Source organism: Microbacterium sp. BR1 (assembly GCF_002812725.1).
In the GTDB taxonomy this organism is placed as follows: domain Bacteria; phylum Actinomycetota; class Actinomycetes; order Actinomycetales; family Microbacteriaceae; genus Microbacterium.
Map to the genome: position 1 here is coordinate 1 of NZ_NMUN01000005.1, position 14,789 is coordinate 14,789.

The window sequence follows — 14,789 nt, forward strand, 5'->3', positions numbered from 1 at the left end:
CCGCCCGCACCACCGAGCGCCGCGGTAGCCGGGCGGGGGGCTCCCGGGCTGACGGGCTTGAGCGGCGGCTCATCGAGCAGGGCCTCGCGGATGATACGCCGGGGGTCGTACTGGCGCGGATCGAGCCGACGCCAATCGACGTCGTCGAAGTCCTCACCCATCTCGTCGCGCACCCGTGTCTTCGCCCCGCGCAAGAACTCGCGCAATCGCCCGAGCATCTTGGCCAAACCCTCGGCGTAGCGAGGCAGTCTCTCGGGCCCCACCAGCAGGGCGGCGATGACACCGATCAGCAGGAGCTTCTCGATCGTCAACCCGAAGAACATGAGAACAGGTTACTCGCCGCGCCTGCGGCCGGAGTCCGCGCCAGCCCCGTAATCTAGGGAAAATGGACAAGCGCGTGAGCGGACAGCAGGCCAGCTGGCGGTACGCGACGGAACAGGTGACAGAGCCCGATCCGATCGCGAAGGCTCGCGCGCACTCCCTCGAGCTGGGCATCGTGCCCATCGATCCGGCCATCGGCGCCCAGTGCGCCGTCCTCGTCGCTGCCTCCGATGCGCTGAACCTGGTCGAGATCGGCACGGGCGCGGGCGTCTCGGGCATGTGGCTGCTGCACGGCAGCGCCCGAGGCATCCTGACCACGATCGACGCCGAACCCGAGCACCTCGCGGCTGCGCGCAAGGCGTTCTCGGATGCGGGCATCCCGCCGGCACGGGCGCGATTCATCACCGGTCGGGCCGCCGAAGTCCTGCCGCGCATGAACGAGTCGGCATACGACATCGTGCTGATCGACGCCGACCCGGAGCACATTCTCGAATACGTCGCGCACGGCCTTCGGCTGGTGCGCGTCGGTGGCACGGTGCTCATCCCCCGCGCGCTGCAGAACGGGCGCGTCGCGGATCCCGTGCAGCGCGATCCGGTCACGACCGCGTTCCGATCCCTGATCCAAGAGACACAGGGCTCTCAGGCCGTCATGCCCGCCCTGTCGATCGTCGGCGACGGGCTGCTGCAGCTCACCAAGATCACCGAGTAGCGCCGCGCCCGCCGCCGTGACCGGTGCGCACCGAGTCGGCCGGTTCGCGCCGAGTGCGCCGCGTGCACGTCGGCGATAACGGGCGCGCTCGCGAACAACCGGCGTTTTCAGCGTCCACGCGGCGCGAACTCAGGAAGAGGCCCGGGACGCAGAAAGGCCGGTCCCGCGAACGGAACCGGCCTGACGACGAACTCTAGGCGGAGACGACTCCCGAGAGCACATCGTGAAGCTCCTTGGCTTCGGCGTCGTTGACCGAGACCACGAGACGCCCCCCACCTTCGAGCGGCACCCGCACGATAATCAGGCGCCCCTCCTTCACAGCCTCCATCGGTCCGTCGCCGGTCCTCGGCTTCATGGCTGCCATAGCGGCCCCTTTCGTCGCGAAATCTAGCTCGGTCCAGTTTATCCTGCCGACCGACGTAATACGGCCGAGCGGTATATCAGGGCACCTGCCAGTACATGTTCGCCAGTCCGTACATGTTCCAGATCCACCACCACTGACCCGCGAGACACACCGCCAGGGCCCCCACCCGCCAGATCGTGGACCGCGGGGTCGCGACCGCGCCCCAGAGTGGCGAGAGGGGGAACAGCAGGCGAAAGATGCTGGACTGCGGGAAGAACACCGCGAACAGGTATACGAGATAGCTCGCAGACCACAGCCGCACCTCCACACCGAGCCGCCGGACGTGGGGCTCGAACAGCAGGATCGCGGCCGCCCCCAGCATCAGGACGACCGCGGCCGCGATCCCGAAGCCGGCCGGCGCACCCCACGACCGCAACCAGAACTCGGCGCCGGCGAACCACCCGTGGAAGGGCATGAAAACACCGCCGTCCGTGACCCAGTTGCGACGCCACGCGAGCTCGGTGGCGAGGTATCCGCCCGGATCCCCGGTCACGATCCCGACGATGACCTGCCAGGCGAAACCCGTCACGACGGCCAACCCGCCGAGCGCGAGGATGTGCACGACTTCGGTCCGACCGAGGGGTTCGCGGTCGCGACGGAACCATCGCCAGAGGCCGAACAGGCCGAGAAACAGCGCGAACGCCAGCACACCCGGACGGGTGAATGCCATCAGGGGGATCAGCAGGTACAGCCATCCGTATCGCCGCCTCCGTACACACCAGAGGGACAACAGCAGCCACAGCAGGAACAGCGATTCGGCATACGCGACCTGGAACAGTGCGGCGAGCGGGGCCGATGCGAACAGAGCCACCGACCAGAGGGCAGCCGTGTCACCGATGCGATCGCGCACCATCTGGAACAGCACGAAGCAGCACCCCAGGCCCGCCGCGATCGCCACCAGGAAGCCGCCCACTCCCCAAGCGGCAAAGGGTATGCCCACCGCCTGCGACAGCAGGGCGAATGGCAGGCTGACCGCCTGCGACAGAAACGCGTACAGCGGCATGAAGGCCCAGGCGTTCTCGGCCACGGCGCCGGTCTCGGTCAGCGGTAGCTCGGCCGGGTAACCGTTGACCGCGACCAGCCAGTACCACTGGGCATCCCACCCGAGGATGAACGGCGCCAGGCCCGGGTTCACCCCGAATCGCGAGTCCGGGCCCGACATCGCCGAAGCGAGGAGCATCAGCCCCGTCGTCACGAGCCGAGCGCCCAGGTAGATCATCACGATCCAGAAGCCGAACCCCGGCCCCCGGGGCGCTCGCGTCGACAACGGATCGGCGCCGGACACGGATGCCTCCGGCCCGGTGTTCACGCCGTCAACCACGCCCGCAGTCCACGCGCCACCGCGTCGATCTGGGCGATCGGCACCCGTTCCTCGTCGTGGTGCGCGAGCTGCGGATCACCGGGGCCGTAGTTCACGGCGGGGACTCCGAGGGCCGAGAAGCGCGCGACATCCGTCCACCCGTACTTGGGACGCGGCTCGGCGCCGACGGCCGCGACGAACTCCCGCGCAAGCGGCGCGTCGAGCCCCGGGCGCGCGCCGGGCGCGAGGTCGACGATCTCGACCTCGAACCCCGCGAACACGTCGCGGACGTGCTGTTCGGCCTCCGACTCGGACCGACTCGGGGCGAACCGGAAGTTGACCTCGACCTCGCAGAGGTCGGGGATCACGTTGCCCGCGATGCCGCCCGAGATCGCAACGGCGTTCAGCCCCTCGCGGTAGTCGAGGCCCTCGACGGTGATCGTCTGCGCGCGGTACTGCGAGAGGCGCTCGAGAATCGGAGCGGCCTGGTGGATCGCGTTCTCGCCGACCCAGGAACGGGCCGAGTGCGCGCGCATGCCGTGGGTGCGCACGAGCGCGCGGAGGGTGCCGTTGCATCCCCCCTCGACCTGACCGCCCGAGGGCTCACCGAGGATCGCGAAGTCCGCCGCGAACAGGTCGGGTCGATGCTCCGCCAGCCGCTTGAGGCCGTTGAGATTCGAATCCACCTCTTCGTGGTCGTACCACATCCACGTGATGTCGGCCCGCGGCGCGACGAGCTCGGCGGCGAGCACGAGCTGCACCGCGACCCCGGCCTTCATGTCGACCGTTCCGCGGCCCCAGATGCATGCCTCGCCGTCAACGACCACGTCGCGCGTCGGCAGGTTGTCGTTGATCGGCACGGTGTCGATATGCCCGGCGATCACGACCCGCTGGTCCCGGCCGAGCATTGTGCGGGCGACGATCGTGTCGCCGTCGCGGATCACCTCGAGGTGCGACAGGGCCGAAACGGCGGCCTGGATCGCATCGGCGAGCGGGGTCTCGTCGCCCGAGACACTCGGGATGTCACAGAGCACCCGGGTGAGCTCGACGGGTGACACGGAGAGGTCGAGCTGCGGCATCCCCCGAGTGTACCGGCGCCCTCCGTGCGCGTCGGGGGTGCGAGCGGTTCGATAGCGTGGACTCATGAGCAGCGAGCGGTGGGTGTGGGGCGAGGGACTCGCCACGATTTCGAGCGACGGAACGGTGCTGGACACCTGGTACCCGGAGCCGCAACTCGGACGCGTGCCGCTCGGGCGCGACGCGGCGATCGCGGATGACCTGGATCGCCTGGCGGCTCCGGACGACCGCCGCGGGGTCACGATCGAGGCCGTCACGGTCGAGATCGACCTCGACGCGGCTCCCGCGTCCACCTCCGACGCATACTTGCGCCTGCACGTCCTCTCGCACCTGCTCGCGGCGCCGAACGAGGTCAACCTCGACGGGATTTTCGGTCACCTGCCGGTCGTCGCCTGGACGAACGCCGGGCCGATGCATCCGGACGACGCGACGCGCCTGCGGCCCCTTCTGCTGCGCGACGGCATCCAGGTGGGCTCGCTCGACAAGTTCCCGCGCCTCACCGACTACGTCACGCCGGTCGGCGTCCGGATCGCGGATGCCTCGCGCGTCCGGCTGGGCGCGTACCTCTCCCCCGGCACGACCGTCATGCACGAGGGCTTCGTCAACTTCAACGCCGGCACGCTCGGCTCGTCGATGATCGAGGGTCGCGTGTCGCAGGGCGTCGTGATCGGCGACGGCAGCGACATCGGCGGCGGCGCGTCGATCATGGGCACGCTCTCGGGCGGCGGAACGCACCGCATCTCGATCGGGGCGCGTACCCTGCTCGGCGCGAACGCGGGCGTCGGCATCTCGCTCGGCGACGACTGCGTCGTGGAGGCGGGACTCTACGTCACGGCCGGGACGAAGGTCGCGCTCGTCGACGCCGCTCCCGCGGCCGACGGCACGACGCCGGTCGTGAAGGCCGCCGAGCTGTCGGGCAGCGACGGCATCCTGTTCCGTCGCAACTCGGTATCGGGTGCGGTCGAGGCCGTGCGTCGCGCGGGCGTCGGCGTGACCCTCAACGAGGCGCTGCACGCCTGACCCGACGGCGGCTGACGCTCACTGAGCCTGTCGAAGGGCGCGTCCGGAGTGACGCCCGCGTAAGGTGGCGCCATGAGTAAGCGCATGCCCAAGGACCTGTACAAGGCCGAACTGAAAGTGCTGCAGGCACGTCTCGTCGACATGCAGGCGTGGGTGCAGTCCTCCGGTGCGCGCATCGTCGTCATCTTCGAGGGGCGGGATGCCGCGGGCAAGGGCTCGACGATCAAGCGCGTCTCCGAGTACCTCAACCCGCGCGTCACGCGCATCGTGGCGCTGCCGACGCCGAGCGAGCGCGACAAGACGCGCTGGTACTTCCAGCGCTACGTGCCGCACCTTCCCGCCGCGGGCGAGATCGTCCTGATGGATCGGTCCTGGTACAACCGCGCGGGCGTCGAACACGTCATGGGCTACTGCACGAGCGCCGAGTATCACCGGTTCCTGCACCAGGCGCCGATCTTCGAGCGGATGCTGGTGGAAGACGGGATCATCCTGCTCAAGTACTGGTTCTCGGTGTCCGACGTCGAGCAGGAGCGCCGCTTCCACGACCGCGCGGGCGATCCGATGCGCCGCTGGAAGCTCAGCCCGAACGATGTCTCATCGATCACGAAATGGGAGGACTACTCCCGCGCCAAGGACACGATGTTCGTGCACACCGACATCCCCGAGTCACCGTGGTTCGAGGTCGACAACGAAGACAAGCGGCGCGGGCGCGTGAACATGATCGCGCACCTGTTGTCGCGGATTCCGTCCGAACCCGTCTCTCGCGAGCACATCGTGATCCCGGAGCGCCCGGCCTCCGGGGGCTACGAGCGCCCGCCGCGGGACGACGACAACGCCGTGCCGGACTACGCCGCGGAGATCATCGCCCGCTTGGGCTGATCACACGCCGGGATAGTTGCGCTCGCGCGCACCCGTGTAGAGCTGCTGCGGGCGCCCGATCTTGGTCTGCGGGTCGAGCTGCATCTCGCGCCAGTGCGCCAGCCAGCCGGGCAGCCGACCGATGGCGAAGAGCACCGTGAACATGCGCGTCGGGAAGCCCATCGCCTTGTAGATGACGCCGGTGTAGAAGTCGACGTTCGGATACAGGCGGCGCTCCTTGAAGTAGTCGTCGCTCAGCGCGAGCTCTTCGAGCTCCTTCGCGAGGTCGAGCAGCGGGTCGCTGACACCGAGTGCCTCGAGCACTTCGTCGGCCGACTCCTTGACGAGCTTGGCGCGCGGGTCGTAGTTCTTGTAGACGCGGTGACCGAAGCCCATGAGCTTGACCCCGTCTTCCTTGTTCTTGACCCGCTCGACGAACCGCGCGACGCTCTCGCCCGAGTCGCGGATGCGCGCGAGCATGTCGAGCACGGCCTCGTTGGCGCCGCCGTGCAGGGGGCCGTAGAGCGCGTTGATGCCGGCCGAGATCGACGAGAACTGGTTGGCCCCGGTCGAGCCGACGAGCCGGACCGTCGAGGTCGATGCGTTCTGCTCGTGGTCCTCGTGCAGAATCAGCAGGCGCTCGAGCGCGCGCGACATGACCGGGTTCGGCTCGTAGATCTCGCTCAGCACGCCGAAGTTGAGCTTGAGGAAGTTGTCGACGAAGCTCAGGGAGTTGTCCGGGTACAGGAACGCCTGCCCGACGCTCTTCTTGTGCGCGTATGCCGCGATCACGGGGAGCTTGGCGAGCATCCGGATGGTGTTGAGCTCGATGTGCTCGGGGTTGTTCGGGTCGGACTCGCCCTCGTAGTAGGTCGAGAGAGCCGACACGGCCGACGACAGCACGGACATCGGGTGTGCCGTGTGCGGCAGGGCCGAGAAGAATCGCTTGAGGTCCTCGTGCAACAGCGTGTGGTGACGGATGCGATCATCGAACGCCGCGAGCTCGTCGGCGCTCGGCAGCTCGCCGTAGATGAGCAGCCAGGCGACCTCGAGATAGCTGGAGTGCTGCGCGATCTGCTCGATCGGGTACCCGCGGTAGCGCAGGATTCCCTTGTCGCCGTCGATGAAGGTGATCGCCGACTTGGTCGCCGCGGTGTTGACGAATCCGTAGTCGAGCGTGGTGTGCCCGGTCTGGCGCGTGAAGCTCGAGATGTCGATGCTCGGGGTGCCGTCGCTCCCCGGCACGATGGGGAATTCCGCCGTTCGATCAGCGATTGTCAAGAACGCCTTCGTCGGCTGCGGGTCAGCCGGACCGTTGCCCGAGTCATTCTGCGTGGCGTCTTCATTGACATCGTTGCTCACGGCGCCTCCTTGCGATTGTCGTCGTCTGGGGGGGTTCTGCCGCCCGGGGCGGCGTTCGCTCGGTGCGGAGCCGTTGGTGCGCCGACCGGAGCGGCGGCGCCAAGGACTGATCGGCCCCAGACATCCGCGTCGTTACAGCCTAGTGGGCCATCGCGCCTACTATCGAACCGGCCAAAGCGTCCGCGAATTCGATGGTGGATATCTACGAAACGGATGCGCGCAGGCGTGCTGCAGCGCTCGCGATGCGCTCGTCGGTCGCGGTGAGCGAGAGCCGGACGTGTTGCGGAAAGTGATCGCCGTAGAACACGCCCGGCCCCGCGAGGATGCCCAGCTCGGCGAGCCGGGCCATGCTGTCCCAGCCATCGCGACCCTCGGTCGCCCACAGGTACAGACCTGCTTCGCTGCGGTCCACGGTGAATCCGGCGGCCTCGAGCGCGGGCTTCAACGCGGCGCGGCGCGCGCGGTACAACTCCTTCTGCGCGGCGACGTGCGCATCGTCGCCGAGGGCCACGATCATCGCCGCCTGCACCGGACCGGGCAGCATCAGACCGAGGTGCTTGCGCACGTTCGCGAGCCGGGTGATCAGGTCGGCGTCGCCTGCCAGGAACGCCGCGCGATACCCGGCGAGGTTCGACTGCTTGCTGAGCGAATAGACGGCGAGGACGCCCGTGGTGTCTCCGCCCGTCACACGCGGATCGAGGATGCTCGGGATCGGTTCGCTCGCCCACGGCCCGTCCCAGCCCAGTTCGGCGTAGCACTCGTCACCCGCGATCACGGCACCGAGCTCGCGGGCGCGGGCGACGGCGCGAGCGAGCTGATCGACATCGAGGACTCCCCCGTCGGGATTCCCCGGCGAGTTGAGCCAGACCAGGCGCGTCGCAGCAGGCCACTCCTCGGGCGCGTCCGAGGCGAACGGGATGGCGCCCGCGACGCGCGCTCCGATCTCGTAGGTCGGGTAGGCGGCGCGAGGATGCACGACCACGTCGCCCTCGCGGAGCCCCAGCAGGGTGGGCAGCAGCGCGACGAGCTCCTTCGAGCCGATGGTCGGCAGCACGTTCCGTGCCTCGAGACCGACGACGTCTCGACGACGCGCGAACCAGTCCACGATCGCCTCACGAAGCGCCGGAGTGCCCACGGTCTGCGGGTACGCGTGCGCGTCGGTTGCTTCGGACAGCGCGTGACGGATGATGTCGGGAGTCGGATCGACGGGCGATCCGATCGACAGATCGGCGATGCCATCCGGATGCATGCGTGCCCGAGCCGCGTAGGGCTCGACCTGGTCCCACGGGTAGTCGGGGAGTCCCAGGACCCCCACGATCAGTGCTCCTGCGGGGGAAGCGCCTCGATGACGGGGTGGTCCTTGTGGATCACGCCGACCTTGGCCGCGCCGCCCGGGGACCCGATGTCGTCGAAGAACTCGACGTTCGCCTTGTAGTAGTCGCTCCACTCGGCGGGCAGGTCGTCTTCGTAGTAGATGGCCTCGACCGGGCACACGGGCTCACAGGCGCCGCAGTCGACGCACTCGTCCGGGTGGATGTACAGCGACCGTTCGCCCTCGTAGATGCAGTCGACGGGGCATTCGTCGATGCAGGCACGATCCTTCACATCGACGCACGGGAGGGCGATCACGTAGGTCACCCGTCCAGTCTATGTCGGCGCGGACGGGCTCAGATCCGGCCGGCGTCGACTCCCGTCGCGGCTCCGACCCGGGATCCCGCCGTCGACCGGGTGGATGCCGGCAGCTCGGGCCAGGCCACGATCAGCACCGCCACGAGCGGGCAGGCCACGGTCCAGACGACGGCGGCCATGCCCGCGGGCGCGATGACGGAGCCTCCGGGCCCCTCGCCCGAGAACACGATCACGGCCAGCGTGATTCCAACCCCCGCGGCGACCGACGCCCACCGATCGGCGAGCAGACGGATCGCGAGCATGAGCGCCCCGGAGCCGATGATCCCGAGCACGAGCCCCACCGGAATGCCCCAGATGGTCGCCGCGTGAGCGACCGTACCGACGACGCCGAAGACGGCGCCCGCGAGTGCGGCGATCAGGAAGGTCGGGATGCGTGAGACGAACTTCGGCATGGGCTCGACGATACCCCGCGCGGCGCGGGCTCAGACGGCCCAGCCCGCGAGACGCAGCAGGGCCGCCGTCGCCGCTGCGGCCGCGACCACCACGAGAAAGGGAGCGCGCAGGGCGAGCAGTCCCGCGGCGACCAACACGGCGGGCACACGAGCATCGACCGCGAGGGCCTGACCCGCCCCGAGCGTCTGCACGGCGACGAGCGCCGCGAGCAGCGCGACGGTGAGCAGGTCGGCGATCCGCGCCGGGCGCGGGGCCTGCACCCACGCGGTCGGCAGCAGATAGCCGACGGCTTTGAGGGCGAGACAGATGACGGATGCGAGCAGCACCGCGGTCCAGAGGGTCATGGCAGGCCCTCGCGTTCGCGGACATCGGATGACTCGGTGGGCGGCATGTCGTCGCGCCCGAGCCAGTTGAACCACCCCACGACGATCGCGACGACGGCCGCGAGCAGCACGGGCATGCCCGGCATCAGACCGGGGGTCAGCACGGTCGCGACGACCGCCGCGGCGACACCGACCGCGATCGCCTGCCGTCCGCGCAGCCGGGGCCACAGCAGCGCCAGGAACGCCGCCGCGGCGGCCGCATCGAGGCCATACGCTTTCGGATCACCGAGCACGTCACCGAGCAGCGCCCCCACCAGCGTCGTGACGTTCCACCCGAGGTAGATGCCGAGGCCCGTCAGCCAGAACCCGAGCGTGCGGGCATGCGGCGTGGTCTGGGCGAGCGAGACGGCGGTCGACTCATCGATCGTGAAGTGCGCGGCCCCCGCGCGCCGGAGCACTCCCCGGCCGATGACCGGAGACATCCGCATCCCGTACGCGACGTTGCGGACCCCGAGCAGCGCGGCCGAGGCGATCGCCGCGGGCGCCGCCACCAGTCCCCCGGCTCCGATCACGCCGACGAAGGCGAACTGCGAGCCGCCCGTGAACATCACGAGGCTCAGCACGCACGTCTGCCAGACGTCGAGCCCGGATGCCACCGACAGCGCGCCGAACGAGACGCCGTAGACGCTCGTCGCGAGCGCGACGCCGAGCGCCTGGCGCCGGGCACGCCGGGCCTCGGGATCGGGTTGGCGATCCGGCTCGGCGGTCCGCTTCGCTCGCCGGCCCGCACTCATGAAAGCGAGTCTGAACAGTCGGCGGATGTCTGTCAAGTCGAACGATCGTTTGCCATAATGAACGCATGGAAACGCTCGGTGCCCGCATCGCCCGGACTCTGCGTCGTGAACGCGAGGCCATCGGAATCTCCGTCTCCGAGCTCGCCCGGCGCGCCGACGTGTCGAAGGCGACGGTCTCGCAGCTCGAGGGCGGATCGGGCAATCCGAGCGTCGAGACGCTGTGGGCCCTCGCCGTGGCGCTCGGCGTGCCCTTTGCCGTGTTCGTGGATCAAGAGGCCCAGGCGCCGACGCTCGTGCGCGCGAGCTCGCGATCCGGATCGAGCGCGGGCATCCCGTCGTCCGCCGCGCCGTATGTGGCGTCGCTCCTGTCGGCCAGTCCCCCGAACGCGCGCCGCGACATCTACCTGATCCGCGCCGAACCCGGCGAGGCGCGCGTGTCGGACCCGCACCAGCGGAGCACGACCGAACACCTCGTCCTCGTCAGCGGACGGGCGCGGGTCGGCCCGGCCGATGCCCCGCACGTGCTGGAGCCCGGCGACTACCTCGCCTATGCCGGGGACGCCCCGCACGTGTTCGAGGCGCTGCTGCCGGGCACGAGCGCGGTGCTGGTGTCGGAGCTCCGCTGAGCCCCCGACATCCGCTCACCTACACGCTCGAACGGTCGCGACTCGCCGTTGTGCGTCGAAACCACGCGGCGTGTCGCGACCGTTGGTGCAGCTAGAACCGAATCAGGCCTGGCGCTTGAGGCGGGCCGTCGCGCGGGCGCGCTCATTGGCGTCGAGGTTGACCTTGCGGATGCGGACGATCTCGGGCGTGACCTCGACGCACTCGTCCTCGCGGGCGAACTCGAGGCTCTCCTCGAGCGACAGCTGGCGCGGCGGCGTCATGGACTCGAAGGTGTCGGAGCTCGCGGCACGCATGTTCGTGAGCTTCTTCTCCTTCGTGATGTTCACGTCCATGTCGTCCGCGCGCGAGTTCTCGCCGATGACCATGCCCTCGTAGACCTCCTGCGTGGGCTGGACGAAGAACGACATGCGCTCCTGCAGCGCGATGATCGCGAAGGGGGTGACGACACCCGAACGGTCGGAGACGATCGAGCCGTTCTGGCGCGTGACGATCGTGCCCGCCCAGGGCTCGTAGCCGTGCGAGATCGCGTTCGCGATGCCGGTGCCGCGGGTCGTGGTGAGGAACTCGGTGCGGAAGCCGATCAGGCCGCGCGAGGGGACGATGAACTCCATGCGCACCCAGCCGGTGCCGTGGTTGGTCATGTTGTCCATACGGCCCTTGCGGGTGGCGAGCAGCTGCGTGATCGCGCCGAGGTACTCCTCCGGCGCGTCGATCGTCAGGTGCTCGAACGGCTCGTGCGTCTTGCCGTCGACCTGCTTCGTGACCACCTGCGGCTTGCCGACGGTCAGCTCGAAGCCTTCGCGACGCATGTTCTCGACCAGGATGGCGAGGGCCAACTCTCCGCGACCCTGCACCTCCCAGGCATCCGGGCGTCCGATGTCGACGACCTTGAGCGACACGTTGCCGATCAGTTCGCGGTCAAGGCGGTCCTTGACCATGCGCGCGGTCAGCTTGTGTCCCTTGACCTTGCCGACGAGGGGCGACGTGTTCGTGCCGATCGTCATCGAGATCGCGGGGTCGTCGACCGTGATCGCCGGCAGCGGCCGCACGTCTTCGGGGTCGGCGATGGTCTCACCGATAGTGATGTCGGGGAAGCCGGCGATAGCGACGATGTCACCCGGGCCCGCGTCATCCGCGGGGTAGCGCTCGAGCGCACGGGTCTTGAAGAGTTCGGTGATGCGGGCGTTGCTCGTGGTGCCGTCAGAGCGCACCCAGGCGACCGTCTGACCCTTCTTGAGCGTGCCGTTGAAGACACGGAGCAGGGCGAGGCGGCCGAGGAAGGGGCTCGAGTCGAGGTTCGTGACCCAGGCCTGCAGCGGCGCGTCGTCGTCGTACGACGGCGCGGGGACGTGCTCGAGGATCGCGCCGAAGAGCGGCTCGAGGTCGTCGTTGTCGGGCAGTGCGCCGTTCGCGGGACGGTTCAGCGATGCCGCACCGGCACGACCGCTGGCATAGACCACGGGGACGTCGAGCAGGGCGTCGACATCGAGGTCGGGCACATCGTCGACCAGGTCGGACGCGAGACCGAGCAGCAGGTCGTGGCTCTCTTCCTCGACCTCGGCGATGCGGGCGTCGGGGCGGTCCGTCTTATTGACCAGCAGGATGACGGGCAGCTTGGCCTCGAGGGCCTTGCGAAGGACGAAGCGCGTCTGGGGCAGCGGGCCCTCCGAGGCATCCACGAGCAGCACGACGCCGTCGACCATCGACAGGCCGCGCTCGACCTCGCCGCCGAAGTCGGCGTGGCCGGGAGTGTCGATGACGTTGATCGTCACGGGGCCGTCTGTCGCATGCACGCCCTTGTAGGTCACCGCCGTGTTCTTGGCGAGGATCGTGATGCCCTTTTCGCGCTCGAGGTCGTTCGAGTCCATCGCGCGCTCTTCGGTGTGCTCGTGCGAGCCGAACGAGCCGGTCTGGCGCAGCATGGCGTCGACGAGGGTCGTCTTGCCGTGGTCGACGTGCGCGACGATCGCGACATTGCGGAGATCGGAACGGAAGGCACGCGCCATGAAAAGGTCCTTGCAGTGATGGGAAGTGTGAGAGACGGCCCGGTGTCTCGACAGGCTCAGCAGCCGTTGTCGAAGGGTCCAGTCCTCGCCAGCCTATCGCAGCGCGCTGTGAGCCCGGCGAGTGCGCGCTTTCGAAGCCCGCGCACATCAGAAAGCGCGTGCGCGGGGAACGAAAGCGGGGCGGGACCCCGAAGGATCCCGCCCCGCTCGAACGACAACCGCAGATTACTCCGCGGCCCAGCCGACGAGCGACCAGTCGATCGTCTCGAACTGCGTGGCCCCGTAATTGACGAGACCGTCCTTGACGGCCCAGACGTTCGGGAGCGGCGCGATCGGGAACATCGGGACGTACTCCCAGATGGCCGCGTTGATCTCGTTCGCGATCTCGATGCGCGCATCGGGGTCGAGCTCCGCGTTCGCGCGGTCCCACATCTCGCCGAGCGACTCCTCCGTCGTGCCGGTGAAGTTCTGCTCCGAGTCGAGCGGGTAGAACAGCGGCTCGGTCGTCGAGACCGGGAATGCCGTGCCGACCCACGAGAAGGTGACCATCTCGAAGTCGCCGGGGATCACGTAGTCGCTGAAGTAGCCGGCGACCGGAACCGAGACGATCTCCACCGGGATGCCGAACTCGCCGAGGTCGGCCTGGACCTGCTCGGCGCGCTGGATGTTCGTCGCGGTGTCGGCCGGAACGGTGACGCTCAGCGCGAGCGGGTCGCCGTCCTTGACCCACGAGTCGCCGTCCTTGCTGTAGCCGGCCTCCTCGAGGAAGGCAGCGCCCGCGTCGAGGTCGTAGGGCAGGGCGTCGTCGACGTAGCCGTCCTGACCCGGCATGAAGATGTAGTCACCCTGTGTGACGGCAGGAACTCCGACCGGCGTGTTGGCCGCGGCCGCGATCTGCTCACGGTTCACGATCGAGGCGACCGCCTTGCGCACGTTGACGTCCGCGAGCGGGCCCTCCTTGGCGTTCATCGTCACGTGCGTCCAGGTCAGACCGTTGGTGGCCTGGATGTCTGCACCGTCGACCGATTGAGCCGTCTCGTACAGGTCGGCGTTCGACGAGATGTACAGCGCGTCGATCTCACCGTTCGAGAACGACGCGCCCTGCTGGTCCTGGCTCACTGCCTGGAACAGGATGCGGTCGAGCTTGGGGGTCTCGCCCCACCACAGCGGGTTCCGCTCCAGCGTGATGATCTGGCCGGTCACGTCGATGTCGGTGAACATGAAGGGACCGCTCGAGGGCATTCCCTGCGTGAGGAAGCCCTCGTTGAAGGCCGCGGGGTCGCTCGCGATGCTCTCCTTGAGAACGCTCGTGAACAGACCCTGCCAGTCGGCGTAGATCGACGAGAAGGTCACGACGACGTGGTACTCGTCGTCGCCCTGCTCGATCGACTCGATCTGGTCCCACCCCGCGGTCGAGACGGCGACGAACTCCTCGTTCGAGCCGTTGTTGGCGAGCCACGTGGCCGCGTAGTCGGCGACCGTGATGGGCGTGCCGTCTTCCCATACCGCGTCGGGGTTGAGCTTGATCTCCACGATCTGCGGGTCTTCGCTCGTGAGCTCCGCGGACGTGGCGTAGTCCTCGTTGAGCACGGGTGCGCCCGACTCGTCGATCTTGAACGGACCACCGAGCGTGGTCTCCACGATGTCGTTCGTGTCCGACTCGTTGCCGTCGATCTGGTAGATGTTGAAGTTCACCGGCAGGGCCGAGACCGCGAGGGTCAGGTCTCCGCCGTCTTGGACGCCCGCGGCGTCCGCACGGACCCAGTCCGTCGAGGGCAACTCAGCCGCATCGGTCGCGGCGTCGCTGGGACCCCCTGTGTTGCCCGCTGAACAGCCCGCGATGATGAGCGCGGTCGCGCCGAGCATCGCGAGAGCGCCGAGCGCCTTCGCACTTCGAGTTCTCATGT

16 protein-coding genes are annotated in these 14,789 nt (G+C 68.7%); 4 read left to right on the plus strand and 12 right to left on the minus strand.

All coding sequences use genetic code 11. The features are described from left to right. The coding region (locus tag CGU35_RS09765) for a twin-arginine translocase TatA/TatE family subunit (protein ID WP_100811646.1) at positions 1 to 323 on the minus strand (323 nt) is incomplete at its 3' end. Between the two features lie 62 nt (positions 324 to 385). Here CGU35_RS09765 and CGU35_RS09770 point away from each other — a divergent pair. Next, the gene (locus CGU35_RS09770; RefSeq protein ID WP_374935756.1) at positions 386 to 1,030 is read left to right on the plus strand and encodes an O-methyltransferase; all 645 of its coding nucleotides are present in this window, start codon (positions 386 to 388) and stop codon (positions 1,028 to 1,030) included. Between the two features lie 193 nt (positions 1,031 to 1,223). Here the strand turns inward: CGU35_RS09770 and CGU35_RS09775 are convergent, their stop codons facing one another. From CGU35_RS09775 to dapE, 3 genes are all read right to left on the minus strand, one after another. Beyond that, a complete protein-coding gene (locus tag CGU35_RS09775; RefSeq protein ID WP_081766366.1) occupies positions 1,224 to 1,394 on the minus strand; it encodes a DUF3117 domain-containing protein in 171 nt (56 codons plus the stop codon). A 76-nt stretch (positions 1,395 to 1,470) separates the two neighbouring features. Next, positions 1,471 to 2,754 (minus strand): hypothetical protein, encoded by a 1,284-nt coding sequence (locus CGU35_RS09780; protein WP_232711248.1) that lies wholly within the window; start codon positions 2,752 to 2,754, stop codon positions 1,471 to 1,473. Further along, the gene (gene dapE / locus CGU35_RS09785; protein ID WP_100811409.1) at positions 2,739 to 3,812 is read right to left on the minus strand and encodes a succinyl-diaminopimelate desuccinylase; all 1,074 of its coding nucleotides are present in this window, start codon (positions 3,810 to 3,812) and stop codon (positions 2,739 to 2,741) included. Before dapE ends, CGU35_RS09780 begins: the two co-directional genes overlap by 16 nt. 64 nt (positions 3,813 to 3,876) lie before the next feature. Between dapE and dapD the strand changes: the two genes are divergently transcribed. Then, positions 3,877 to 4,830 (plus strand): 2,3,4,5-tetrahydropyridine-2,6-dicarboxylate N-succinyltransferase, encoded by a 954-nt coding sequence (gene dapD, locus CGU35_RS09790; protein ID WP_100811410.1) that lies wholly within the window; start codon positions 3,877 to 3,879, stop codon positions 4,828 to 4,830. 84 nt (positions 4,831 to 4,914) lie between these two features. Continuing rightward, the gene (gene ppk2, locus CGU35_RS09795; protein ID WP_100811411.1) at positions 4,915 to 5,709 is read left to right on the plus strand and encodes a polyphosphate kinase 2; all 795 of its coding nucleotides are present in this window, start codon (positions 4,915 to 4,917) and stop codon (positions 5,707 to 5,709) included. Here the strand turns inward: ppk2 and CGU35_RS09800 are convergent, their stop codons facing one another. From CGU35_RS09800 to CGU35_RS09825, 6 genes are all read right to left on the minus strand, one after another. Further along, on the minus strand, positions 5,710 to 6,969 hold the full coding sequence (locus tag CGU35_RS09800; protein WP_232711270.1) for a citrate synthase: 1,260 nt from the start codon (positions 6,967 to 6,969) through the stop codon (positions 5,710 to 5,712). It lies immediately after the preceding gene. Positions 6,970 to 7,252: 283 nt separating this feature from the next. Continuing rightward, positions 7,253 to 8,365: a succinyldiaminopimelate transaminase gene (dapC, locus tag CGU35_RS09805; protein ID WP_100811413.1), complete on the minus strand. Its 1,113-nt coding sequence runs from the start codon at positions 8,363 to 8,365 to the stop codon at positions 7,253 to 7,255. A 2-nt stretch (positions 8,366 to 8,367) separates the two neighbouring features. After that, positions 8,368 to 8,688, minus strand: a complete 321-nt coding sequence (fdxA, locus tag CGU35_RS09810) for a ferredoxin (protein ID WP_036298533.1) — start codon at positions 8,686 to 8,688, stop codon at positions 8,368 to 8,370. A gap of 29 nt (positions 8,689 to 8,717) precedes the next feature. Then, positions 8,718 to 9,131 (minus strand): histidinol dehydrogenase, encoded by a 414-nt coding sequence (locus tag CGU35_RS09815; RefSeq protein WP_181003333.1) that lies wholly within the window; start codon positions 9,129 to 9,131, stop codon positions 8,718 to 8,720. A gap of 30 nt (positions 9,132 to 9,161) precedes the next feature. Further along, positions 9,162 to 9,476: an AzlD domain-containing protein gene (locus tag CGU35_RS09820; RefSeq protein ID WP_100811414.1), complete on the minus strand. Its 315-nt coding sequence runs from the start codon at positions 9,474 to 9,476 to the stop codon at positions 9,162 to 9,164. Next, positions 9,473 to 10,249 carry an AzlC family ABC transporter permease gene (locus CGU35_RS09825; RefSeq protein WP_100811649.1) on the minus strand — a complete coding sequence of 259 codons (777 nt, stop codon included), beginning with the start codon at positions 10,247 to 10,249 and terminating at the stop codon, positions 9,473 to 9,475. Before CGU35_RS09825 ends, CGU35_RS09820 begins: the two co-directional genes overlap by 4 nt. Positions 10,250 to 10,314: 65 nt before the next feature. Here CGU35_RS09825 and CGU35_RS09830 point away from each other — a divergent pair, with 65 nt between their 5' ends. Beyond that, positions 10,315 to 10,875, plus strand: a complete 561-nt coding sequence (locus CGU35_RS09830; RefSeq protein ID WP_100811415.1) for a helix-turn-helix domain-containing protein — start codon at positions 10,315 to 10,317, stop codon at positions 10,873 to 10,875. 102 nt (positions 10,876 to 10,977) lie between these two features. Here CGU35_RS09830 and typA read toward each other — a convergent pair whose 3' ends face one another. Continuing rightward, positions 10,978 to 12,882, minus strand: coding sequence for a translational GTPase TypA (gene typA, locus CGU35_RS09835; protein ID WP_100811416.1), 1,905 nt, complete (start codon positions 12,880 to 12,882; stop codon positions 10,978 to 10,980). Positions 12,883 to 13,107: 225 nt separating this feature from the next. Further along, complete coding sequence (locus CGU35_RS09840; RefSeq protein ID WP_100811417.1) at positions 13,108 to 14,787, minus strand: ABC transporter family substrate-binding protein; 1,680 nt, start codon at positions 14,785 to 14,787, stop codon at positions 13,108 to 13,110. Between the last annotated feature and the right edge of the window lie 2 nt (positions 14,788 to 14,789).

Excerpts from the sequence above, each read along its gene's own strand:
- CGU35_RS09770 (WP_374935756.1), top strand. The coding sequence starts at position 386 with ATGGACAAGCGCGTGAGCGGACAGCAGGCCAGCTGGCGGTACGCGACG.
- CGU35_RS09775 (WP_081766366.1), bottom strand. The coding sequence starts at position 1,394 with ATGGCAGCCATGAAGCCGAGGACCGGCGACGGACCGATGGAGGCTGTG.
- dapE (WP_100811409.1), bottom strand. The coding sequence starts at position 3,812 with ATGCCGCAGCTCGACCTCTCCGTGTCACCCGTCGAGCTCACCCGGGTG.
- dapD (WP_100811410.1), top strand. The coding sequence starts at position 3,877 with ATGAGCAGCGAGCGGTGGGTGTGGGGCGAGGGACTCGCCACGATTTCG.
- ppk2 (WP_100811411.1), top strand. The coding sequence starts at position 4,915 with ATGCCCAAGGACCTGTACAAGGCCGAACTGAAAGTGCTGCAGGCACGT.
- CGU35_RS09815 (WP_181003333.1), bottom strand. The coding sequence starts at position 9,131 with ATGCCGAAGTTCGTCTCACGCATCCCGACCTTCCTGATCGCCGCACTC.
- CGU35_RS09820 (WP_100811414.1), bottom strand. The coding sequence starts at position 9,476 with ATGACCCTCTGGACCGCGGTGCTGCTCGCATCCGTCATCTGTCTCGCC.
- CGU35_RS09825 (WP_100811649.1), bottom strand. The coding sequence starts at position 10,249 with ATGAGTGCGGGCCGGCGAGCGAAGCGGACCGCCGAGCCGGATCGCCAA.
- CGU35_RS09830 (WP_100811415.1), top strand. The coding sequence starts at position 10,315 with ATGGAAACGCTCGGTGCCCGCATCGCCCGGACTCTGCGTCGTGAACGC.
- typA (WP_100811416.1), bottom strand. The coding sequence starts at position 12,882 with ATGGCGCGTGCCTTCCGTTCCGATCTCCGCAATGTCGCGATCGTCGCG.
- CGU35_RS09840 (WP_100811417.1), bottom strand. The coding sequence starts at position 14,787 with ATGAGAACTCGAAGTGCGAAGGCGCTCGGCGCTCTCGCGATGCTCGGC.